20 protein-coding genes and 1 pseudogene are annotated in these 21441 nt (G+C 68.0%); 7 read left to right on the top strand and 14 right to left on the bottom strand.

The annotated features are described in order from the left end of the window. Window positions 1-2692, bottom strand: a pseudogene (locus tag VFF46_RS24110) (hypothetical protein); the annotation flags it as partial. Next, complete coding sequence (locus tag VFF46_RS24105) at window positions 2679-3104, bottom strand: hypothetical protein (RefSeq protein ID WP_325039470.1); 426 nt, start codon at window positions 3102-3104, stop codon at window positions 2679-2681. The pseudogene VFF46_RS24110 and the gene VFF46_RS24105, both read right to left, overlap by 14 nt. Window positions 3105-3194: 90 nt before the next feature. Between VFF46_RS24105 and VFF46_RS24100 the strand changes: the two genes are divergently transcribed. Both VFF46_RS24100 and VFF46_RS24095 read left to right on the top strand, forming a co-directional pair. Further along, on the top strand, window positions 3195-4877 hold the full coding sequence (locus VFF46_RS24100; RefSeq protein ID WP_325039469.1) for an ABC-F family ATP-binding cassette domain-containing protein: 1683 nt from the start codon (window positions 3195-3197) through the stop codon (window positions 4875-4877). A gap of 37 nt (window positions 4878-4914) precedes the next feature. Then, window positions 4915-6660 carry a hypothetical protein gene (locus VFF46_RS24095; RefSeq protein WP_325039468.1) on the top strand — a complete coding sequence of 582 codons (1746 nt, stop codon included), beginning with the start codon at window positions 4915-4917 and terminating at the stop codon, window positions 6658-6660. Here the strand turns inward: VFF46_RS24095 and VFF46_RS24090 are convergent. Both VFF46_RS24090 and VFF46_RS24085 read right to left on the bottom strand, forming a co-directional pair. Further along, a complete protein-coding gene (locus VFF46_RS24090) occupies window positions 6657-7664 on the bottom strand; it encodes a hypothetical protein (protein WP_325039467.1) in 1008 nt (335 codons plus the stop codon). The two genes, VFF46_RS24095 and VFF46_RS24090, sit on opposite strands and share 4 nt — an antisense overlap. Continuing rightward, a complete protein-coding gene (locus VFF46_RS24085; protein WP_325039466.1) occupies window positions 7661-8209 on the bottom strand; it encodes a TetR/AcrR family transcriptional regulator in 549 nt (182 codons plus the stop codon). Before VFF46_RS24085 ends, VFF46_RS24090 begins: the two co-directional genes overlap by 4 nt. Window positions 8210-8332: 123 nt before the next feature. On the opposite strand from VFF46_RS24085, the gene VFF46_RS24080 reads away from it, so the two are divergent. Continuing rightward, the gene (locus VFF46_RS24080; protein WP_325039465.1) at window positions 8333-8788 is read left to right on the top strand and encodes a nuclear transport factor 2 family protein; all 456 of its coding nucleotides are present in this window, start codon (window positions 8333-8335) and stop codon (window positions 8786-8788) included. Window positions 8789-9023: 235 nt separating this feature from the next. Here VFF46_RS24080 and VFF46_RS24075 read toward each other — a convergent pair whose 3' ends face one another. Continuing rightward, a complete protein-coding gene (locus tag VFF46_RS24075) occupies window positions 9024-10310 on the bottom strand; it encodes a citrate synthase (protein WP_325039464.1) in 1287 nt (428 codons plus the stop codon). A 287-nt stretch (window positions 10311-10597) separates the two neighbouring features. On the opposite strand from VFF46_RS24075, the gene rplM reads away from it, so the two are divergent. Genes rplM through glmM form a run of 3 tightly spaced genes read left to right on the top strand, consistent with a single transcriptional unit; the run spans window position 10598 to window position 12952 of the window. Next, window positions 10598-11041, top strand: coding sequence for a 50S ribosomal protein L13 (rplM, locus tag VFF46_RS24070; protein WP_131286311.1), 444 nt, complete (start codon window positions 10598-10600; stop codon window positions 11039-11041). A gap of 35 nt (window positions 11042-11076) precedes the next feature. After that, window positions 11077-11598 carry a 30S ribosomal protein S9 gene (rpsI, locus tag VFF46_RS24065; RefSeq protein ID WP_141854750.1) on the top strand — a complete coding sequence of 174 codons (522 nt, stop codon included), beginning with the start codon at window positions 11077-11079 and terminating at the stop codon, window positions 11596-11598. Between the two features lie 7 nt (window positions 11599-11605). Further along, window positions 11606-12952, top strand: a complete 1347-nt coding sequence (gene glmM, locus VFF46_RS24060; RefSeq protein WP_325039463.1) for a phosphoglucosamine mutase — start codon at window positions 11606-11608, stop codon at window positions 12950-12952. A gap of 34 nt (window positions 12953-12986) precedes the next feature. On the opposite strand, the gene VFF46_RS24055 is transcribed toward glmM, so the two are convergent. The 8 genes from VFF46_RS24055 to VFF46_RS24020 form a co-directional block, all read right to left on the bottom strand. Then, entirely contained in the window at window positions 12987-13901 is a 915-nt protein-coding gene (locus VFF46_RS24055) for a helix-turn-helix transcriptional regulator (protein ID WP_325039462.1), read from the bottom strand. After that, window positions 13852-14394, bottom strand: coding sequence for a DUF6879 family protein (locus VFF46_RS24050; protein ID WP_325039461.1), 543 nt, complete (start codon window positions 14392-14394; stop codon window positions 13852-13854). Before VFF46_RS24050 ends, VFF46_RS24055 begins: the two co-directional genes overlap by 50 nt. Beyond that, a complete protein-coding gene (locus VFF46_RS24045) occupies window positions 14391-14612 on the bottom strand; it encodes a hypothetical protein (RefSeq protein ID WP_325039460.1) in 222 nt (73 codons plus the stop codon). Before VFF46_RS24045 ends, VFF46_RS24050 begins: the two co-directional genes overlap by 4 nt. Window positions 14613-14988: 376 nt before the next feature. Continuing rightward, window positions 14989-16065, bottom strand: coding sequence for a Gfo/Idh/MocA family oxidoreductase (locus VFF46_RS24040; protein WP_325039459.1), 1077 nt, complete (start codon window positions 16063-16065; stop codon window positions 14989-14991). Then, complete coding sequence (locus tag VFF46_RS24035) at window positions 16058-16825, bottom strand: ThuA domain-containing protein (protein ID WP_325039458.1); 768 nt, start codon at window positions 16823-16825, stop codon at window positions 16058-16060. Before VFF46_RS24035 ends, VFF46_RS24040 begins: the two co-directional genes overlap by 8 nt. A 20-nt stretch (window positions 16826-16845) precedes the next feature. Further along, window positions 16846-17646 carry a carbohydrate ABC transporter permease gene (locus tag VFF46_RS24030; protein ID WP_325039457.1) on the bottom strand — a complete coding sequence of 267 codons (801 nt, stop codon included), beginning with the start codon at window positions 17644-17646 and terminating at the stop codon, window positions 16846-16848. Between the two features lie 10 nt (window positions 17647-17656). Beyond that, window positions 17657-18604 (bottom strand): sugar ABC transporter permease, encoded by a 948-nt coding sequence (locus VFF46_RS24025; protein WP_325039456.1) that lies wholly within the window; start codon window positions 18602-18604, stop codon window positions 17657-17659. A gap of 6 nt (window positions 18605-18610) precedes the next feature. Further along, window positions 18611-19840, bottom strand: coding sequence for an ABC transporter substrate-binding protein (locus VFF46_RS24020; protein WP_325039455.1), 1230 nt, complete (start codon window positions 19838-19840; stop codon window positions 18611-18613). A gap of 148 nt (window positions 19841-19988) precedes the next feature. On the opposite strand from VFF46_RS24020, the gene VFF46_RS24015 reads away from it, so the two are divergent. After that, window positions 19989-21053: a LacI family DNA-binding transcriptional regulator gene (locus VFF46_RS24015; RefSeq protein WP_325039454.1), complete on the top strand. Its 1065-nt coding sequence runs from the start codon at window positions 19989-19991 to the stop codon at window positions 21051-21053. Here the strand turns inward: VFF46_RS24015 and VFF46_RS24010 are convergent. Then, a partial coding sequence (locus tag VFF46_RS24010) for a LysR substrate-binding domain-containing protein (protein ID WP_325039453.1) occupies window positions 20977-21441 on the bottom strand: 465 nt, incomplete at its 5' end. The two genes, VFF46_RS24015 and VFF46_RS24010, sit on opposite strands and share 77 nt — an antisense overlap.

The raw sequence follows: 21441 nt of genomic DNA, 5'->3' as shown, positions 1-21441 counted from the left end.
GATCACGCACGTTGCCCCCAGCTTGAGTCCCCGCCTCCGCGGACCGGGCCTCACCCTGCCCCAAAAACCTCCGCAAATCCTCCACACCTTCCCCCTGCCCACCACCCTGCCGCCACGCCTGCTGCCCGGGACCCTGCTGCCCTGCCACGTGCTGCTGTGCGTAAGGCGACTGCTGCGCCGCCTGCTGTGGTGCGTAAGGCGACTGTTGCCCGGCCGCCTGCGCGTAAGGCGACTGCTGCTGCCCAGCTGCCTGCTGTTGTGCATAAGGCGATTGCTGCACCCATCCCTGCGCCACAGCTGACGGCTGCGGTTGCTGCTGCGAGTACTGCGGCTGTTGTTGCTGCCCGGCCGCCTGCGGCGGCTGGTTGTACTGCGGCTCCTGCCCCCACGCCTCCTGCGCACCGGGTTGCACGTACGGGTTCTGCTGCTGGTGCCCGGCCGCATGCGGTGGCTGGTTGTACTGCGGCTGCTGCCCCCACGCCTGTTGCGCACTGGGTTGCGCGTATGGGTTCTGCTGCTGGTGTTGCGCCGGCTGCTGCTGCCCGACCTGCGGCTGTTGCGAGTGCACCGGCTGCTGCGGCGGGTTCGCCGGCTGCTGATACGCCTGCTGCGGGTAGGTCGGCTGCTGCCCTCCGAGCTGCTGCGGCTGGGCGTACTGCTGGCTGACGGGCTGTTGTGGCTGGGCGTACTGCGGCTGCTGCGCCCACGGCTGCTGCGCATTGGGTTGTGCGTATGGGTTCTGCTGCTGCACCGGCGGCTGCTGCCCGACCTGCGGCTGTTGCGAGTACACCGGCTGCTGATATGCCTGCTGCGGGTAGTGCTGCTGCCAGTTCTGTGGTTGCTGGCCTGCGGGTTGCTGGGGCTGGGCGTACTGCGGCTGCTGGCTTACGGGCTGCTGCGGTTGGCTGTACTTCGGCAGGCCTGCGGGCTGTTGCGGCTGTGCAGGCGGAGGCTGCTGGGCCCACGCTTGCTGCGAGTAGCCGGGCTGGTGTGCAGCCTGCGGCTGCTGGGGTGCGGCCGGTGCTTGCCAGACCTGCGTCTGGGGTTGCTGCCCAATCGCCTGCTGCGACGCCTGGGGGTGCTGTGGCTGTTGCTGGCCCCACGCCTGCTGAAGGACAGGCTGCTGCCAGGTCTGCTGGGGTTGTGGTTGCGCGTACGGCGATTGCTGCCCCCAGGCTTGCTGCGGCGTCGGCTGCACGGCCGGCGGCGGGGTCTGCGGGGGGTAGACAGGCTGCTGCGACGCCTGAGGGTGCTGAGGCTGTTGCTGGCCCCACGACTGCTGAGGAGTGGGCTGTGCGACGGGCGGCTGTGCCTGGGGCGGGTAGGCCGGCTGCTGCGGACCCTGGGGGTGTTGCGGCTGTAGCTGGCCCCACGGCTGTTGCTGAGGGGCAGGCTGTTGCGACGTCTGCTGGGGTTGTGGCTGGGCATAGAGCGATTGCTGGCCCCAAGCCTGTTGCTGAGGTTTGGGCTGTGCGACGGGCGGCTGTGCCTGCTGCGGGTAGGCCGGCTGCTGCCAGACCTGCGGCTGTTGGGATGGCGCCGGCTGTTGCCCGGGCTGAGGCTGCGGGGGAGGTGCCGGCTGTTGCCACGGCTGGGGGTGTTGGGGTGGTGCCGGCTGTTGCCCGGGCTGGGGGTGTTGGGGTGGTGTTGGTGGTTGCCACGGTTGGGCTGGTTGTTGTGGTTGGGTCGGCTGTTGCCAGGTCGGTTGCTGTGAAGGTGCAGGCTGCGACCACTGGTTGGTTGTGGGCGGCTGGGAGCCGGCGACCTGGGTGCCTGGGGACGGGAAGGCGAGTTTGGGCGGCTGCCAGGCAGTGGCGGCGGTCGGCGGTGGCCACTGGAGGTCGCCGGGGTCTGTGGTGCGGCCATGGTTGAGTTCGGCGTTGTTCAGCGCCAGGCTGAACGACGTCAGCGCCTGGTTCCCGATCTGGCTGCCCTGTGCCGCCTTGGTGGCGTAGTCCAGCGACTGGTCGCCTTGCACCGCCATCAGCTTGCCGAACTCCTCGCGGAGCGGCGTCACGAGTTGTGAGCGGACACTGTCCTTGTCGGCAGGGCTGAGCTTGTCCATCCGCTGCTCGACGACCACATCGGCCAGTACGTCGAACCGTTGATGCCACGGTGTCGCCTGCATCCGCTTGACGACCTCGGTCTCGCGTAGCCCGCTCAGCGTGGCGACGCCCGCGACGAGCTTGTTGCTGGCCGCCTGCAACGTCGGGTAGGCATCCACGGCCGCCTGATCCACCAGTGCCGGGTACTTCTGGTCCAGCCCGAGTGCGTAGATCGCGTGGTCGACGTTCTGCTGCGACCAGGTCTCGGTCATGCCTTCCTCGAGTGCCAGGTCGGCGTTGCTGTACTGAACCTGCCCCTGCTCGTCGACATGACCGATGTTCCCGGCCAGGTGCAGGCTCTCGTGTGTCACGGTGACCAGCGCGTCCCGGAGCTGGAACTGCTCGGCGTCGGTCAGCTGCTCGCCGGCGAACGCGCGCCGCAGCGGCTCCAGCACCTTGGCGTCGCTGACGGTCATGGTGCCGTCGGCGTGCGCCGTTCCGAGGGCGTCACCTTCCTCGAGGTACAGCTGGCCGTTCCATCGGCTCGACTGGCCCGTGTTCTTCTCGACGAGCTCGACGATCGTCCGGACCCAGGCGTACTCCGGGGAACGCGGATCGACCGCCGCACCGGTCTTAGCGGTGGTCATCGGCCGTTTCGAGGCCGGAGATCAGCCGCAGCAAGGTGTTGTTCATCCGCAGGATCGCTCCGGACTCGCGGGGCGGTGCCTGCTGGGCGAGGGCCGCGACCTGTTCGCTGAGGCGCCGCAGCTCGCTCAGGCGCTCGGGCACGGGCGTCTGCAGCGACATGCCTTGTGCGACGAGCGTCTCGGCGGAGCGGAACTCGGCGCTGCTCCCGCCCTGCGGCCCACCGGCCAGCACCGGGAGCCGCTCGGCCCGGGAGATCGCCCGCCCGCGCCAGAGGTCGTCCTCGATCTGTTCGGCGAGGCCGCGAAGCCGGGCGCTCTCGGCGGCGAGCACCGCCGGGTCGGCGCCGTTGAGGCGGAGGGCCAGGTCGCGTACTTCGGCGTCCACCCGCTCGAAGTCGGCCTCCCCGCTCACTTCCGGCACCTCCGCATGGCCATAGCTTGCCAGATCGGCCGTCCGCGATATCCGTTCGCCTGTCCGCGTGCCTGCGGTCAGACTGGGGGGATGGGTCACGTGGATGTCGCCGGTGTCGGGTACGAGTTGCCGGACGGGCGGGTGTTGCTGGACGACATCACGTTTCGGGTGGGGGACGGGGCGAAGGTCGCGCTGGTCGGGGCGAACGGGTCCGGGAAGACCACGCTGACGCGGATCATCGCGGGTGACCTGAAACCGCACAGTGGCAGCATCTCGCGGTCCGGTGGGCTGGGGGTGATGCGGCAGTTCGTCGGGTCGGTGCGGGACGAGTCGACGGTCCGGGACCTGTTGCTGGGGGTCGCGCCGGACGCGATCCGGGAGGCGGCGGCCAAGCTGGACAAGGCCGAGCTGGCGATGATGGAGGCCGACGACGAGAAGACCCAGCTCCGGTACGCGCAGGCGGTGGCGGACTGGGGCGAGGTCGGTGGGTACGACGCCGAGGTGCTCTGGGACGTCTGTACGACGGCGGCGTTGGGCATCCCGTTCGACCGTTGTCGCTGGCGTGAGGTGAAGACCCTGTCCGGTGGCGAGCAGAAGCGCCTCGTGCTGGAAGCGTTGCTGCGCGGGCCGGAGCAGGTGTTGCTGCTGGACGAGCCTGACAACTACCTCGACGTACCGGGGAAGCGGTGGCTCGAGGAGCAGCTGCGTACGTCGGACAAGACCGTCCTGTACATCAGCCACGACCGGGAGCTGCTGGCTAACACCGCTACTCGCATCGTGACGGTAGAGCTCGGTGCGGCCGGCAACAACGCGTGGACGCACGGCGGTGGGTTCGCGACGTACCACGAGGCTCGGCAGCACCGTTTTGAACGCTTCGAGGAGCTACGGAAGCGCTGGGACGAGGAGCACGCCAAGCTGCGCGCACAGATGCTGATGTACAAGCAGAAGGCGGCGTACAACTCCGACATGGCGTCGCGCTACCGGGCCTCGCAGACGCGACTGCGCAAGTTCGAGGAGGCTGGTCCGCCGCAGGCGCTGCCGCGCGAGCAGAAGGTCAGCATGCGCCTGACGGGCGGCCGTACCGGTAAGAGGGCAGTCGTGTGCACCGCACTCGAGCTGACCGGGCTGATGAAGTCCTTCGACCTGGAGGTCTGGTACGGCGAGCGTGTGGCCGTACTGGGGTCAAACGGCTCCGGGAAGTCGCACTTCCTCCGGCTGCTCGCTGCCGGCGGCTCTGACCCGGACGTGGAGCACCAGCCGATCGGGGACGTACAGATCACACCTGTGGCGCATACGGGCAACGCGAAGCTCGGTGCGCGCGTACGGCCCGGCTGGTTCGCGCAGACGCACGAGCACCCGGAGCTGATGGGTAAGACGTTGCTGGAGATCCTGCACCGCGGTGACGACCACCGTGACGGCATGGGGCGTGAGCTGGCCTCACGGAAGCTGGACAGGTACGAGCTGGCGCATGCGGCCGAGCAGACCTTCGACAGCCTGTCAGGCGGTCAGCAGGCGCGTTTCCAGATCCTCCTGCTAGAGCTGTCCGGCGCGACGCTGCTCCTGCTCGACGAGCCCACCGACAACCTGGACGTCGAGTCAGCGGAGGCTCTGGAGGAGGGCCTGGACGCCTTTGACGGCACGGTCCTCGCCGTGACCCACGACCGCTGGTTCGCCCGTGGCTTCGACCGGTACCTCGTCTTCGGCGCCGACGGCTCCGTCTACGAGCCGGACGAGCCCGTCTGGGACGAGGGCCGGGTGGACCGCGCCCGTTGACCTTAGAGTTCTCCCCACACTGTGGAGGGGGACTCCGATGACAGAAGAACTCGCGGCCAGGTGGGCCGGCACCGTCGTTCCGAGCTGGATCTACCGATGGCTGCTGCCGCTGGCGTGGTTCGGCGCGATCTCGGCGTCGCTGATCACCGACGTCGCGCCGTGCTCGGTGGACGACCCAACGATCTGCGGACCGGACCGGACCTTCTCGCTCGCTATGACAGCCTGCTTCGCGGCGCTCGTCCTGGCGTGGTGGCAGCCGACCGTCGCAGCCGTGGCAGGGCTGCTGTTCATGGTCCTGGAGCTGCTGTACGACGACGTAACCGGAGCGCGGATCGCATGGACCGCGTACGGCGTGCTCTGCGCGGTCCTGCTGACCTGGGCCTTCATGAGCCGTCGCAGGCAACGGTCGCTTGCAGCAGCAGCTCCACGACGACCGGTGCAGGTGCCAGCCGCTGCGAGTGTCGGTCTGACCGGCCGGCTTCTCGTTGCGGGCGCACTGGTGCTGGTAGGTGCTGCAGCGCTCGGCGTTATGCGCTGGCAGGACCATCGCGAACAGGTGCACGTAGGTCGTGCCGTCGAGCAGACAGCAGTCTCAAACGGCGTCAACAGCGACGGGGACCTCGTGCTGCGCCTAGCCGGCGGCCAGACCCACAAGATCTCCGTGATCGGCGACTACTCCGCGGGCACGGAGGTACCGATCCTGGTCGACCCGGCTGACCCGCAGTGGATCCGGCTGCGTGCAGAGCTCGCCGACAACACCTACTGGTACACGGTGGCACTCGGCGCCGGGATACTCGCGCTCCTGTTCGTACTGCGGGACCGTCGCCTCCGCGGCACCTACCTGCGCACGTCGTGGAGCGGGCAGGGCTTGCCGGTACGGATCGAGCCGGACGCGTCCTCGGCGTTCGCGATCCGCTCGGCGGACAACGCAGTACTGCTGGGGTTCCTGGACACGAGGCTCGACGACGAGGACAGCGACGTACGGCTGATGGATGCGTTCTCTGCGCTGGACGACGACGAGGATGAAGTGCCGGCGAAGCTCAAGCGGGAGTGGGCGAAGACGCTGCGGCGGTACCGCGGTGAGGCGTTGCTGGTCGGTGACCTGGTCGAAGGGAGTTGGCCCACGATCCTGTACGGCGACCAGGTACTACGGCCGCTCAGCCCGTTCCGGGCACCGCGTCGGCTGCCGTGGCGTACGGAGAAGGCCGAGGGACTGTCCGGGGAGGTAGAACCACCTGCTGAGCGCGCACCGGAGCCTGCTCAGGCCGTGCCGACGCTGCCGTGGCAGGTGCCGCTGGAGCCAGCGCCGTGGTGGACCCGTCCGGTGCTCGGCGTGCTACTGGTCGCAGGTCCGGTTGCCGCCGGTGTGCTTGCTTCCTGGGACGAGTGGTTCGGCGCCTTCCTGGCTGTGGTGATCGGTGCTCAGCTCGTGTACTGGCTCGGCATGCAGGTGTTCTACCGAGTCATCGCGACGGCCACCGACCTGTGGATCCGGGGCTCGTTGCTGGAACGGCGGGTGCCCTGGCGGTCTTTCGACGCAGTCGAGGTTGAGGACGACGGTGTGAGCCTCCAAACGGGCGACGACTACCACCAGATCGGCGGCATCGCCAAGAACGAGCAGGCCAAGGTCGCTGCCGTGTTCGAGACGCTCCGGCTCCGCGCCCGCACCGGTCTGCCGGATCAGCAAGCCATGCGACGGCCTGCCCCGATCCTGCTGGTCAACGCGGTGTTTGTCGCCGTCTGTGCGCTGGTGCTCGTCCTGGTCCGCTGGGGTCCGTTCTAGGGCCGGAGGCACCAGCCGTCGCGGTAGGCGGCCCAGTCCTCGTCGCTGGCGGCAAAGTCGACGTACAGCGCCAGCCCGAAGTTCTTACGGTTCGAACTGCCCAGACCGAGGCGGGCGCCGCGGACTGCGGCTGTGACGGTCTCCGCGTGGCCCCAGTGGGCGGCGTTGTTCTCCCAGTACGCAGGGAGTCCCATCAGCAGGTCAGTGCTCGCGGGAGTGACCTCCAGCGCCAGCTGGGTCTGCTTGGCGACGTAGCCCCCGTACAGGGACTCCAGCGGCATTGCGGTGTCGTACGACATCACGGCAATCTGGTTGACCCGCTCGGCGACCTGGCGGAAGTAGTCCTGGGTCCACCACTTCTCGATCGGGATCGCGTGCAGGTACCAGAGCGGGTCGATCTGCGCTGCCGCCACCGACAGCGTGGTGCCGAGCGCGCGTGTCTCGTCGAGTACGGCGAGGTAGCCCTTCGAGCCGGACCGGACCGGCTCGAAGTCGTAGTGGATGCCCTGGAAACCCTGCTGCAGAACGGCTTTCGCAGAGTCGACGACCCGCTGGCGGACCACCGGGTCCTCGAGGTTCATCCCCGGATTCTTGCCGGGCTGTACGACGTCGCCGAGCCACGCCTGTACCCGGACACCGGGCGCCGCCGCGTGCACCGCCTCGACGAACCAGCGCGCCTTCGGCGAAACCTTTGCCAGCGGCAACGATCCGTCGTGCTCCAGCGGTCCGGTGTGCACGTACAGATCACGGATCCCGGTGCTTCTCAGGCGGGCCGCCAGCGCGGTCACGTCGGAGGCGGTCTTGCGGCCGGCGACCCAGGCGTGGCCGAGCCACAACGCGTCCTGGTTCCGGGTCCGGGCGTCCGCGGCCGGGTCGCCGGCGTACTGCACGCGCAGCGAGATCGCGTACGTCCCGAGCGGCGCGACCACCAGCAGGACGGCCGCCAGTACGACCGCGACCGTGATCCGGCGCAGGCGTGACCACGATCGCCAGCGGCGTCTCACAAATGCGGCTTCAGGCCGTCGTACACGATCGCCAGCATCCGGTCCCGTACGTCGGGCGCGAGGCCGGCCGCGGTGGCGCCGCGGGACGCGCCGATCAGCAGCGCGTACACCTCGGCGAACCCGGCGTCCAGACGGACCGCGCCGGCCTTCTGCGCCGCGGTGAGCAGCCCGTCGAATGCCTGCCGCATGCCGTGCCCGGCCGCCCGTGCCTCCTCGCCCGCCGCCGCGCCGGACGCGGTCAGCGCCTCGGCGATCGCCAGCTTGGATGCCGACTCCGACACCACCTGGGTGAAGAACTCGTAGAACGCCGCCCCCGGGTCCGCGCTGCCGGCCAGCTCGAGCGCCCGGTCCCGCAGCCGCTCCAGGCGCAGGGTCAGGACCGCCTCGAGCAGCTCGGTCTTGGTCGCGAAGTGCCGGAACACCGTCGCGATCCCGACCCCGGCCAGCTTCGCCACGTCGTCCGTCGACGCCCCCGGCGAGCGCCCGAAGACGTCGTCCGCCGCCGTCATGATTCTCGCCCGGTTGTCCCGCGCGTCTGCCCGCACCCCAGCTCCCCTCCGTCGCCTCTCAGCCTAGAAGACGCCGCCGGTCCGGCTCCGGTTGTAAACGAAGTTACGACTCCATATATTTGATAGTCATCACTCCGCTTAACTCCCGTGAGGAATCCGATGACTCCTGAAGAGGTCTTCCTGAAACTGGTGCACGGCGTCGCCGACCGCGACTTCGCCGTACTCCCAGAGCTGTACGCCGAGCAGACCGACGTCCGGCACCCGATGCACCCGTACGGCGACCATCCGCTGCTCAGCCGGGACGCACTCCGCGAACACTTCGGCGGCGTCGGCCCGCGGGTCACCGAGGTGGTGCGCTTCCAGCCGGACAACATCCGCGTGCACCACACGACCGACCCGGAGGTGATCGTCGCCGAGTTCGAGTACGCCGGCACGATCCTCGCCACCGGCGCGCCGTTCCGGGTCCCGGCGATCTTCGTCCTCCGCGTCCGCGACGGCCTGATCGTCGAGTCCCGCGACTACCTCGACCACCTCGCGATGATCCGCGCCCGCGGCCAGCTCGAAGACCTCATCACCCACCTCCGGGAACCGGCGGGCGCCCCGGCGACGTCCTAGTCCGCAGAGGCGCCGGATGGCCCCGGACCGAGGCACCAAGCCCGCCCGGGGCCATCTCCAATCCCGGGCCACCGCAGCCGCGAAAAGCTGAGCAGAGGGCCGGCGTTTGAGTGGTTCACCGCTGAAGTGGCCGGTTACCGGCCTGCATGCAGCCACCAACGGGCAAGCTGAGAGGTGAGCCAATGCAAACAGCCGCCGTGAAACGGTCGGTTTCGCGGCGGCTGTTCGGGGTGGGTCAGCGGTCGCCCATGGGGACGTACTGGACGCCGCGGGCGCCGGTGTAGATCTGCTTGGGGCGGGCGATCTTCTGGTCGGTGTCGCCGAGCATCTCGAGCCACTGGGCGAGCCAGCCGGAGGTGCGCGGGATCGCGAACAGGACGGTGAACATCTCCGGCGGGAACTGCAGGGCCTCGTAGATCAGGCCCGAGTAGAAGTCGACGTTCGGGTAGAGCTTGCGGGAGACGAAGTACTCGTCCTCCAGCGCGATCTTCTCCAGCTCGACGGCGATCTTCAGCAGCGGGTTGATCCCGGTGACCTCGAAGACGTCGTCGGCGGCCTTCTTGATGATCTTGGCGCGCGGGTCGTAGTTCTTGTAGACCCGGTGGCCGAAGCCCATCAGCCGCTCTTCGCCGTTCTTCACGCCCTCGATGAACGCGGGCACGTTGTCGACGGTGCCGATCCGGCGCAGCATCTTCAGCACGGCCTCGTTGGCGCCGCCGTGCAGCGGGCCGTAGAGGGCGGCGATACCGCCGGTGACCGCGCTGTACGGGTCGACCTGGGTCGAGCCGATCGCCCGGACCGCGTTGGTGGAGGCGTTCTGCTCGTGATCGGCGTGCAGGATGAACAGGATCTCGAGTGCGCGCACCAGCCGGTCGTCGGCGGCGTACTTCGGCTCGCTCATCTTGAACAGCATCGACAGGAAGTTCGCGGCGTAGCTGAGCTCGTTGTCCGGGTAGACGTACGGCTTGCCCTGCGCGTGCCGGAACGCGAACGCGCCCAGCGTCGGCATCTTCGCGATCAGCCGGCGGATCTGCAGCGCCCGCGACTCCTCGTTGAAGATCTCCCGCGACTCCGGGTAGAACGTCGACAGCGCGCCGACCGAGGCGAGCAGCATGCCCATCGGGTGCGCGTCGTACCGGAAGCCCTGCATGAAGGTCTTCAGGTTCTCGTGCACGAACGTGTGATACGTCACGTCGTGCGCCCAGGCCTCGTACTCCGCCTTGTTCGGCAGCGCGCCGTTCACCAGCAGGTACGCGACCTCGAGGTAGTTGGACTGCTCGGCGAGCTGCTCGATCGGGTACCCGCGGTACTCCAGGATGCCCTTGTCGCCGTCGATGAAGGTGACGGACGACCGGGTCGAGGCGGTGTTGACGAAGCCCGGGTCGTAGGTGGCCAGGCCACCGTCGCCGTCGGTTGCACTGATCTGCTTGAGATCTGCGGCACGGATGGTGCCATCGGTGATGGCAAGGTCGTAGTCCTTGCCGGTCCGGTTGTCCCGGACGGTGAGCGACTGTTCGGTCACGATGCCCTCTTCGGAAGCTGGCGTCATCGCCTGGATGAATGAGGGTAGATCAGCCGGCGGGACGCGGGTCTGGACTGCAATCTTCACCGCTAAACTAGTGCGGTCCTCAGCTCGTTCCAAGCCGGGGTCGGTTCGGCGGGTCACCTCACTTTGACCCGCGTGGGCCGTCGCCGGTATTCTGGGCTGCTGTTGTGCGTTTCAGGTCCAGTACAGGCTCATGTCTTGTCGGCTGACCGCTCGCCGACGTCCAGTTTTGTTCAATCTCTGAGAAACGAAGGTCAACGACCGTGCGCACGTACAGCCCGAAGCCTGCTGACGTCACCCGTGAGTGGCACGTGATCGACGCCACCGACGTCACGCTCGGTCGGCTCGCCGTCCAGATCGCCACCCTGCTGCGCGGCAAGCACAAGCCGACGTTCGCGCCGCACGTGGACGGCGGGGACTTCGTCGTCGTCGTCAACGCCTCCAAGGTGGCGCTGTCCGGCACCAAGCGGACCGACAAGCTGGCCTACCGCCACTCGGGTCACCCGGGTGGTCTGACCGCCACGCCGATCGGCGAGATCCTCGACAAGGACCCGCGCAAGGCCGTGGAGAAGGCCGTCTGGGGCATGCTCCCGAAGAACCGCCTGAGCCGGAAGCTGCTCACCAAGCTGAAGGTGTACGCCGGTCCGGAGCACCCGCACACGGCCCAGCAGCCGAAGCCGTTCGAGATCACCCAGATCGCCCAGTAAGCGATCGACGAACCAGGTAAACGAGGATTCACAGCGTGAGCGACATCACCACCGAGACCGAAGAGTTCGACCCCGAGGTCCCCATCGACAGCGAGGGCCCGGTCGCCTACACCTCCGAGACCAACCCGGCTCCGGAGCAGCGCGCCGAGACGGGTCGGGTCGCGGTCATCAACCCGGCCGGCGCCACTGGTCGCCGCAAGGAGGCCGTCGCCCGCGTGCGGATCGTCCCGGGCACCGGCAAGTGGAAGATCAACGGCAAGGACCTTGACGTCTACTTCCCGAACAAGGTGCACCAGCAGCACGTGAACGAGCCGTTCGTCGTCGCGGGCCTCGAGGGTTCGTACGACGTGATCGCCCGGATCAACGGCGGCGGCATCACCGGCCAGGCCGGTGCGCTGCAGCTCGGCGTGGCCCGCTGCCTGAACGCGGCGGACCTCGAGGCCAACCGCCCGGGTCTGAAGAAGGCCGGTCTGCTCACCCGCGACGCGCGGATCAAGGAGCGCAAGAAGGCCGGTCTCAAGAAGGCCCGTAAGGCGCCTCAGTACAGCAAGCGCTGATCATCTGATGGGGCGTTTGTTCGGCACGGACGGAGTCCGTGGCCTGGCGAACGTGGACCTGACCGCGGAGCTGGCGCTCGACCTCTCGGTCGCGGCAGCTCACGTACTCGGCGAGGCCGGTGCCTTCGAAGGGCACCGGCCACGCGCCGTTGTAGGGCGGGATCCGCGTGCCAGTGGTGAGTTCCTGGAGGCGGCGGTGGTGGCCGGTCTGGCCAGCGCCGGCGTCGACGTCGTCCGGCTCGGCGTACTGCCGACCCCGGCCGTCGCGTACCTGACCGGTTCGACCGGCGCCGACCTCGGCGTGATGCTGTCCGCGAGCCACAACCCGATGCCGGACAACGGCATCAAGTTCCTGGCCCGCGGCGGGATCAAGCTCGACGACGTGATCGAGGACGCCATCGAGGCCCGGATGGGCGAGGAGTGGCAGCGTCCGACCGGCGCGTCGGTCGGACGCGTGACCGACGACGGCCAGGGCTTCGAGACGTACGTCGCGCACCTGGTCCGCTCAGCGCCGAACCGGTTCGACGGGCTGAAGGTCGTCATCGACTGCGCGAACGGCGCCGCTTCGGAGACCGCTCCGGAGGCGCTCCGCCGGCTGGGCGCCGAGGTGATCACGGTCGCCGCCGCGCCGGACGGCCTGAACATCAACCTGAACTGCGGGTCCACGCACATCGAGGGCCTGCAGCGCGAGGTGGTCGGGCACCGGGCCGACGTCGGCATCGCGCTCGACGGCGACGCGGACCGCTGCCTGGCGGTGGACGCGAACGGCGAGCTCGTCGACGGCGACCAGATCCTCGCGGTGCTGGCACTGGCGATGCGGGACAGCGGCCGGCTGTCGAACGACACCGTCGTGGCGACCGTGATGAGCAACCTGGGCTTCGTCCAGGCGATGGTCCGGGAGCGGATCGCGGTCGAGCAGACCAAGGTCGGCGACCGGTACGTGCTGGAGGCGATGAAGGCCGGCGGCCACAAGCTCGGCGGCGAGCAGTCCGGGCACGTGATCCTTTCCGACCACGCCACCACCGGCGACGGCACCCTGACGGCGATCAACCTGCTCGCCCGGGTGGCCCAGACCGGCAAGACCCTCGCCGACCTGGCCGGCGCGATGACCCGCCTCCCGCAGGTCCTCGTCAACGTCAAGAACGTCGACAAGTCCCGGGCCGGCACCGACCCGGCCGTCCAGACCGCCGTCACCGAGGCAATCACCCGCCTGGGCGACGCCGGCCGCGTCCTCCTCCGCCCCTCCGGCACCGAGCCGCTGGTCCGGGTCATGGTCGAGGCCGAGTCCTCCGACACCGCCCACGAGATAGCCCACTCGCTGGCCGACGTCGTCGCCACTTCGCTGAAGCTCTGAAAGGTGCGCCGGAAAAATCCGGCGCACCTTTCGTTTACCCCTGAAGCCCGGCGCGGACCGAGCTCAGGAAGTCCCCGAGCTGCTGCCCGACGAGGGCCGACTCCCGCAGTACGGCGTACTGCCGGCGGTAGACGTCCACGTCCTCCGGCCGTTCGACCGTCAGGTAGGCATGCATCGTCTCGACCTGTACGAACGGCTGACCGTCGTCGACGTCCTCGTTCAGAGTGAACCCGTGCCACGGAATCGCGTGCGCTTCGACGTCCAGCGGAACGACGCCGATGGTCACGTTGCTGAGCGTGGCAACGCTGGCGATCCGGTCCAGCTGCGCAACCATCAGCTCGCGTGGTCCGGGTCGCCATCTGAGGGCCGCCTCGGTGAGGATGAACTCGAACGTGTGCGACTGGTCGTAGAGAATCTGCTGCCGATCAAGCCGACGCTGCACGGCCGCCGCATAGTCCTGCCCACCAGCCAGATCCGACGCGATGAAGACAAGCCGCGCGTACTCGGCCGTCTGCAGCAGCCCAGGAACCAGCGACGACAGGAACACCAACTGGGTTCGTGCTGCTTGCTCGCGGTTCCGGACCTGTTCCTGCATCTCGGCAAAGCTGACTTCCTGCGCGAACTCGTGCCACGCGTCGGTCTGGTTCAGTGCCGCCTCGGTCGCCGCGACCATCTGATCGAGCCGGTCGGACGCACGGGACTGCTCCAGCCACAGCGTCAGCTCGGGAATCGAGGCGAGTGCGTCACCGCGCTCGATCCGGCTGACCCGCGACTGGCTGAGACCGGTCCGTTGAGCCAGTTGGCGTCCGCTCACGCCGGCCATCGTCCGCAGGCGTCGGAGCTCCGCGCCGATCTGCTGCCGCGGAGTTCGGGGAGTTCGATCCGGAGTACGCACGCAGTTACAGGTCTGCCTTCTGCTCGGCCAGGTAGCTGTTGAGGTCGATCGCATGCCGTCGTACGAGCTCGCGTTCCTTCCGGCAACGCTCCAGTACGGCGGGATCCGTCGTGTGGTCGAAGCCTACGAAATGCCCGGCCTCGTCGTAGTGCATCAGTACGACGTACGCATCCGGCGAGTCGGCATCGAACAACCAGAAGTCCTCCCCGAGCTCGGACAAGGCCTCGTCGACGGTGCGGTCCGCGATCAGGATGCGCTCGCCGGCCGCCTGCGACTCGACGTACCCGACAAGCTCGTATCGAAGGTACTCAGACAGCGGGTGGTCGACGACGTGGACTCGCTCCCAGCTCTTGCCCGCGACAGTTGTTGTGGCGATCCGAGCCAGCCACGGCTCGGTCCGCACTGAACGTTCGGGTCGGGCGGTGCCGTCACGGAAGGCCTTAAGCCGTGCGTCTTCTTCCGAGACCGCGTAGCTCTGAAGGTTCTCCAGACGGAACACGTCGGTGGTGAATCGATCGAAGTAGGCGTCGAAGTCTTCGAAGTTCACACGGCGGCTCCGTCACCAGCCTGCTTGGCGTACTCCAGCAGCAGCTCTCGAGGCACCAGTACGACGGTCTCGTGGGCCGGCATCTGGTCCAGCTGAGCCAGTGCGTCGGTATCAACCAACTGCGCACCCTGAACCGCTACAAGCGTGCCGTCGTCGGTGTCGAACACGTTGGGGCAGGGACCGTTGTCGCACGGGCCTGCACGATGGATGAGTCGCATCTCGCCTCCGATGATTCGAAATGAGTCGGCTCGTCAACGATGGCAGATGCGCAGTCTGCGGTCAACACGTCCTTCTCTCACTTGACAGGACGCATGTGAGGCAATCATCCTCGAGTCTTGTGAGTCAAAATGAGTCACTCAATCAGGTTGAAGCATCGCCCAGCAGCGCGTGGCCGACGCTCCGGCCGTCGCGGGCGGAACCTTGCGACGGCGCAAACCCCGAGACCGGGAGCGTCTGCGTCCTCGGCTATCACCACGGCTACCACCGAGACGCCGCCGGCGCCGAATGGCTTGATGCCGAGTAGGTCCCCCCGAGCGCAGAGGCGTGCGTGCCGAGCCCTGACCTCCACGCACGCCCCTGCATCCACCGGGGTGGCTAGGGCAGGCCGACCGCTGCAAGCGGGCTCGGCCAGGACTTCAGGGTGGCCAGTAGGTCTGGGTTCTGGGTGGTTGAGAGGGCCTCGGTGTAGGCGTCGGTGATGATGTCGGTGATGCGGACCGGTACGCCGGTGTTCGCCGAGCGTACGGCGGCTTCGACCATGGCGAGGCTGATCACGTTCGAGTGGACCTCGGACTGCGGCGTGGTCGACGTACGGACGGCGTTGACGAACTCCGCCAGGGAGCCGGCGATCTCCTCGGGTTCTTCGCCCAGGGGTGCCGGTACGCCGGGTTCGGCGACGGGAGCGTGGTCGCCGTCCCAGGTCGCCGTACCGCCTGGGGTGCTGGCCCGCCACAGGCCGTTCCAGGAGGTTTCGAGGCCCGGGGCGCACCAGCTGCCGGCGAACGTGAACCGGGTGCCGTCGGCGTAGGTGAAGATCGCGGACGCCGCCGCGTTGCCGTCGAACCAGCTCCAGGGCGGGTTGTACGAGTCGCAGTACACCGACACCGGTTCGGACCCGATCAGCTTGCGGGACAGGTCGAACTGATGGATCGCCATGTCGACGAGCAGCGGCTCGGCCATCCGTTCGCGGAACCCGCTGAAGTGCGGGGCCTTGTAGAACTCGCAGGTCAGCGTCCCGATCGGCCCCAGCTCGGCGAGCTGGCGCTGGAACGCGTCGACGGCCCGGAAGTACCGGCGGGACTGCGACACCATCAGCAGTTGGCCGCTCACCTCGGACGCGGCTGCCATCTGCAAACACTCGCGGACCGTCTCGGCCAGCGGTTTCTCGCACAGTACGGGGACTCCGCGCAGCAAGCCTTCTACGCTGATCTTCGGATGTGCTGCCGGGACGGTCACGTCGATGATCGCCTCGAAATCAACGGCAAGTTCGTCGATCGAGGCCGCGACCGGTACGTCGGGGTGGCCGTGTTCGTCGGCGGCGGCCCGGGCCACGGAGACGTCGAGGTCGACCAGGCCGGCCAGTACGACGTCGGGGTTGGCTGCGATGGTGCGCAGCCAGGCGCGGCCCATCCCGCCGGCTCCGACCTGCAGCAGGCGTAGGGGTTCAGGCATCGGCAGGCTCCTCGATGGGTCCGGTGTACCCGTGTCCGTTGAAGAAATCGTCGGTTTCGTAGCGCAGCAGCGTCGGCAGTTCCCGCTTCGGCAGGTCGGTGCGGGCCCAGGCGACGCCGTTCGCGATCACTTTACGGACGTCCTTGTGGTGGTACACCGGGTAGTCCTGGTCGCCGGGGGAGAAGTAGAAGATCTTGCCGTGCCCGCGGCGGAACGTGCAGCCGGAGCGGAACACCTCGCCGCCGGAGAACGAGGACACGAAGATCAGCTCGTCCGGTACCGGGATGTCGAAGAACTCGCCGTACATCTCCTGCTGCTCGATCTCGATCGGGTGCGGCACGCCCTGGGCGATCGGATGCGTGGGGTTGACCGTCCAGACCAGCTCGCGGTCCCGCTCGCTGCGCCAGCGGAGCGTGCAGGTGGTGCCCATCAGCTTGCCGAAGATCTTCGACCAGTGGCCGGAGTGCAGGACCACCAGGCCCATCCCGGACAGCACGTGCTGGTACACGCGCTCGACCACCTTGTCGTCGACCTCGCCGTGCGCGGCGTGACCCCACCAGACCAGTACGTCGGTGTCGGCCAGCACCTCCTCGGTGAGGCCGTGCTCGGGCTCGTCCAGCGTCGTGGTGGAGACCTTGACGTCGGGCAGGTTCTCGGCGATCCCGGCGGCGATCGTCGAGTGCATGCCGTCGGGATAGATCTCCCGGACGTGCGGCTCGACCTGCTCGTGCCGGTTCTCGCCCCAGACAAGTACGTTCATCGTTGGTATCCCCAATGGTCTCATTTGACGGCTCCGCCGATGGCGCCGGCGGCGATGTACTTCTGCGCGGCGATCAGCAGCACGATGGCCGGGATCGCCGAGAGCACCGCGGTCGCCATCACCGCGTTCCAGTTCTGCACCTGGGTGCCGAGGTACTGGTAGATCCCGAGCGTCACCGGGCGGACGCCACCCTTCGTGGTCAGCGTCAGCGCGAACAGGAAATCGCTCCAGGAAAACAGGAAACTGAACAGGCCGGCGGTGATCAGCGAGTTCCGGCTGATCGGCAGCACGATCGCCACGAACGCCCGGAACAGCCCGGCGCCGTCCACCCGCGCGGCCTCCACCAGCGACGGCGGCAGCGAGAGCATGAACGACCGCAGGATCAGGATCGCGAACGGGATCCCGCTGGCGCAGTTCGCGATGATCAGGCCCGGGATCGAGTTCAGCAGCCCGATCCGTTCGTACGCCGTGTAGAGCGCGTTCGCGATCACGATGCCGGGGATCATCTGCGAGATCAGGATCGCCAGCAGCCCGACCGACACCCAGCGAGACCGGAACTGCGAGAGCGCGTACGCACACGGTGTCGCGATCGCCAGGCTGAGCACCACCGTTCCGGCCGCGATGATCATGCTGGTGACCAGGTTTCCGCCCTGCTCGTCGAGCGCGCGTTTGTACCCGGAAAACGTTGGATGTAAGGGCAGGAAGCCCGCGGTCAGCGTGTTTCCGGACGGTTGCAGCGAGGCGTTCAGCATCCAGTAGACCGGGAACAGCATCACGCAGAGGATCAGCACCCCGATGACGGTGTACGCCGTACGTCGCATCGTGCCCCTCCTACTCGTCGGCCGCGCGACGGGTGCCGCGCAGGTAGAAGATCGCGAAGACGAACGAGATCGCGATCAGGATGTTGGACAATGCCGCGCCCTGGCCGAACCGGAACTCCACGAAGGACTTCTGGTAGGACTGGGTCGCCAGCGTCTGGGTCGCGTTCGCCGGGCCGCCGCCGGTGAGGCCGAGGATGATGTCCAGGACCTTGATCGTGTAGACGACCCCGAGCATCAGCAGCACGCTCGCCACCGACCGCAGGTTCGGCCAGGTGATGTACCGGAACGCGCGCCACCCGGTCGCGCCGTCCAGTTGGCCGGCCTCGTAGAGCTCCTCGGGGATCTCCGAGAGCCCGGAGTACAGCAGGGTGACGTTGAACGGGATGCCGATCCAGATGTTCACGCCGATCACCGCGATCAGCGCGACGGACGGCGAGTTCAGCCACGGCACCGGGTCGCTGACGATGTGCAGGCCCAGCAGCGTCCGGTTCAGGATGCCGCTGTCCTGCTCGAGGATCGAGCGCCAGGTCGCGCTGGACACGATCAGCGGCAGCAGCCAGGGCAGCAGCAACAGCGACCGGAGCACGCCGCTCAACGGAAAACGGTTTCGGAAGAAGAGCGCGAGCCCGAGCCCGATCGCGAACTGGAAGGCGATCGAGCCGACCGTGAACAACGCGGTGTTCAGCATCGCGTCCGAGAACAGCTTGTCGGTCACGACCGTGCGGTAGTTCTGCAGGCCGACCCACGGCGCGACGCCGGTGAAGAACGTCTTCAACCCGTAGTCCTGCAGGCTCATCAGCAGGTTCTTGACCACCGGGTAGCCGAACAGCGCGAGCATCGCCACCGCGGCCGGCAACACGAACAGCACCTTGGTCAGGCTCTCGCCCCGGTGGAACCGGCCGCGCACCTTCGCGCGGCCGACCGTACTGGTACGCGTCGTACGTGTGAGCGTCGCCATCGCCGATCAGCCGCCGGAGGCCTGCTTGAAGGCGTCCTGCGCCGTGGCCTTGCCGGTCAGCCCCAGCTGGATCGCCTGGTAGATCACCTTCGCGGCGTCCGGCCACTTGTCACCGAGCTTGCCGGTCCGCGAGCGGGCGGTCTTGACCTGCTCGGCGAACGCCTTCATCGACGGCACCTGCTTGACGTACTCGTCGAGCAGCGACGTACGGGTCGGGATCGTGAACCGGGCCTTCGCCCAGGCCAGCTCGTTCGCGTCCGAGTTCAGGCACTTCACGAAGTCGGCCGCCTTCTGCTGCTTGGCCTGGTCCTTGTTCAGCGGGACCGTCCAGGCCTCACCACCGAGCGGCGCGACCGGTGTCTGGTCCGGCTTGTTCACCGGGAACTTGACCACGTCCCACTTGATCTTGGGATTCTTGTTCAGCGCCGGGATCTGCCACGGCCCGTTGACCATCATCGCGGCCTTGCCGGCGATGAACTGGTCGTTCACGTCGCCCTGGGTCCAGTTGATCACGCTCTTCGACGCGGACCCCGACTTCACCAGATCCACCCACAACTGCAGGGCTTCCGCCACCTGCGGGCTGTTCAGGTTGGTCTCGTCCCCGCCGTTGGTCCACATCGCCGGCAGGAACTGCCAGGACCCCTCGTACGTCGCGTTCGCGTTGAAAGCCATCCCGTACCGGCCCGGCTTGGTGAGCTTCTTGGCCGCGGCCTTCAGCTCGTCCCAGGTCTTCGGGGGTTGTACGCCGGCCTCGGCCAGCATGTCCTTGTTGTAGAACAGCGCGATCGTGTTGGTCACCGGCGCCAGCCCGTAGAGCTTGCCCTGGTACGACGTCGCGTCGACCATGCCCTTGATGACGCCGTCCGCGTTCAGGCCCAGGTCGTTCAGGGGCGCGAGCGCGCCGGTCGCGGCGATCTGCTGGACGTCGGGGTTGTCGAGCATCAGTACGTCCGGCAGCGTCTTCGAGGACGCCTGCTGCAGCACCTTCTGGATCAAGGTGTCACCAGGCACCGTCTCCCGCTGGATCGTGATGCCGAGCTGCGAGGCGCAGCCGTCGAGTCCCTTCTGTACCAGGGATTTGTCCGGTTCGTTGTTGTAGTAGTCCAGGATCGTGAGGCTCTTCACGCTGGCGCCGGAGCCGGCCGCCTGGCTGCCGCCGTTGTTGCCGCAGGCGCCCAGCAGGAGCGACACCGTCGTCGCACCCGCCAGCGCGGCGGCGATCCGCTTGCTGATCATGACATCGGACTCCTTCAAAGCGTTTAACCGATGGACGAGGGGCGGAGGGAGTTGCTTGTGGATTTGGCGGTAAACCGCTTAACTGAGGTGTTGAAGGACTATGTTCCGTAGGTCACACCGCTGTCAAGAGTTCGGAGGGGGTCGATCGATGGTCACGATGAAGGACGTCGCTCAGCGGGCCGGGGTCTCGATCGCCACCGTCTCGTTCCTGCTCAACGACACCAAGCCGGTGACCGCCGCGACCCGGGCCCGGATCGAGCAGGCGATGCTCGACCTCGGGTACCGCCGGAACATGGTCGCCCGCGCGCTGGCGTCCCGGCGTACGCACATCATCGCGATGGCGTACCCGGCGCTCGAGCACAAGTTCGGGATGTCCACCGCGGAGTTCTTCACCAGCGCGGCCGAGGCGGCGCGCAAGGAGGACTATCACCTGGTGCTGTGGCCGGTCGGCAACGACGGCGTCGAGCTCCGGGAGCTGCTCGGGCAGGGCCTGGTCGACGGCGTCGTACTGATGGAGGTGCAGCTCGACGACCCGCGGATCGACGTACTGCGGAAGTCCGCGACGCCGTTCGCGCTGATCGGGCGGACGACGGAGCCGGCCGGGTTGTCGCACGTGGACATCGACTTCGACACCACGGTCGAGGAGGCGGTCCGGTACCTGTACGAGCACGGGCATCGGCAACTCGCCTTGATCTCGGGCGATCTGAACGATCCGCGGTTCCACGCGTACGGGCCGTGGGTGCGGATCGACGTGGCGTACCGGCGGGTGGCGGCGGCGTACGGGCTTCCGGTTGTGGTGCTGCCGTGCTCGGACACGACGTCGGCGGGGAAGGCCGCGGTGGAGCGGTTGCTCGGGGAGTACCTGGAGACGACGGCGGTGCTGGTGCTGAACGAGTATGCCGCGCTCGGGGTGGTGTCGGGGCTCAAGCGGGCCGGGTACGACGTACCGGGGGAGGTGTCGGTGCTGTCGCTGCTGATGGTGCCGGAGACCGCGGCGATGACGGATCCGGAGCTGACGATGATGCGTACGCCGGGTCCGGAGCTGGGTCAGCTCGGGACGGAGGCGCTGATCCGGCAGCTCGAGGGGGCCGATCCGCTGCCGCCGCAGCTGGTCCCGGCGAAGCTGTCGCCGGGCGCTACGGTCGCAGCGCCCAGAGCGCCGCGACCAAAGGCCGGTGCAGGTCGGCGCGGCGCGCGCAAAGCCCGATCGTGAGCGGGTCGAGCTCGGCCGGCAGCTCTTCCAGCTGATCGCGGACCGCGGACGATTCGAGCACCAGTCGCGGTACGACGCCGACGCCGCAGCCCAGCGCCACCAGGGCGAGCAGCGCTTCGTGGCCGTCGGGTTCCGCCGCGATCGTTGGCCTGACCCCCGTTTTCCGGAACCACCGGAACGCCGCCTCCCGAACCAGTCCCCGCGCCGGCACCACAAACGGCCCCCCGAGCGGACTGTCGGGTGGACGGGTGGATGGGTGGTCGGAGAGTGTGGTGCGGGATCTGACCAGGACCAGGTCGGTGACGGCGACTGTGCGGGTGATCAGGGTCTGGGGGAGGCGGCTCGGGATGCCGGCTACGGCGGCGTCGACCTCGCCCTCGTCGAGGCG

It is taken from the genome of Kribbella sp. (genome assembly GCF_035655035.1).
Taxonomy (GTDB): domain Bacteria; phylum Actinomycetota; class Actinomycetes; order Propionibacteriales; family Kribbellaceae; genus Kribbella.
The sequence above is the reverse complement of the archived record's forward strand: the minus strand, read 5'-3'. Positions and strand labels throughout refer to the sequence as shown.

Excerpts from the sequence above, each read along its gene's own strand:
- VFF46_RS24100 (WP_325039469.1), top strand. The coding sequence starts at position 3,195 with ATGGGTCACGTGGATGTCGCCGGTGTCGGGTACGAGTTGCCGGACGGG.
- VFF46_RS24040 (WP_325039459.1), bottom strand. The coding sequence starts at position 16,065 with ATGCCTGAACCCCTACGCCTGCTGCAGGTCGGAGCCGGCGGGATGGGC.
- glmM (WP_325039463.1), top strand. The coding sequence starts at position 11,606 with ATGGGGCGTTTGTTCGGCACGGACGGAGTCCGTGGCCTGGCGAACGTG.
- VFF46_RS24025 (WP_325039456.1), bottom strand. The coding sequence starts at position 18,604 with ATGGCGACGCTCACACGTACGACGCGTACCAGTACGGTCGGCCGCGCG.
- VFF46_RS24055 (WP_325039462.1), bottom strand. The coding sequence starts at position 13,901 with ATGCGATCGACCTCAACAGCTACCTGGCCGAGCAGAAGGCAGACCTGT.
- VFF46_RS24020 (WP_325039455.1), bottom strand. The coding sequence starts at position 19,840 with ATGATCAGCAAGCGGATCGCCGCCGCGCTGGCGGGTGCGACGACGGTG.
- VFF46_RS24030 (WP_325039457.1), bottom strand. The coding sequence starts at position 17,646 with ATGCGACGTACGGCGTACACCGTCATCGGGGTGCTGATCCTCTGCGTG.
- VFF46_RS24035 (WP_325039458.1), bottom strand. The coding sequence starts at position 16,825 with ATGAACGTACTTGTCTGGGGCGAGAACCGGCACGAGCAGGTCGAGCCG.
- VFF46_RS24095 (WP_325039468.1), top strand. The coding sequence starts at position 4,915 with ATGACAGAAGAACTCGCGGCCAGGTGGGCCGGCACCGTCGTTCCGAGC.
- VFF46_RS24015 (WP_325039454.1), top strand. The coding sequence starts at position 19,989 with ATGGTCACGATGAAGGACGTCGCTCAGCGGGCCGGGGTCTCGATCGCC.
- VFF46_RS24080 (WP_325039465.1), top strand. The coding sequence starts at position 8,333 with ATGACTCCTGAAGAGGTCTTCCTGAAACTGGTGCACGGCGTCGCCGAC.
- VFF46_RS24045 (WP_325039460.1), bottom strand. The coding sequence starts at position 14,612 with ATGCGACTCATCCATCGTGCAGGCCCGTGCGACAACGGTCCCTGCCCC.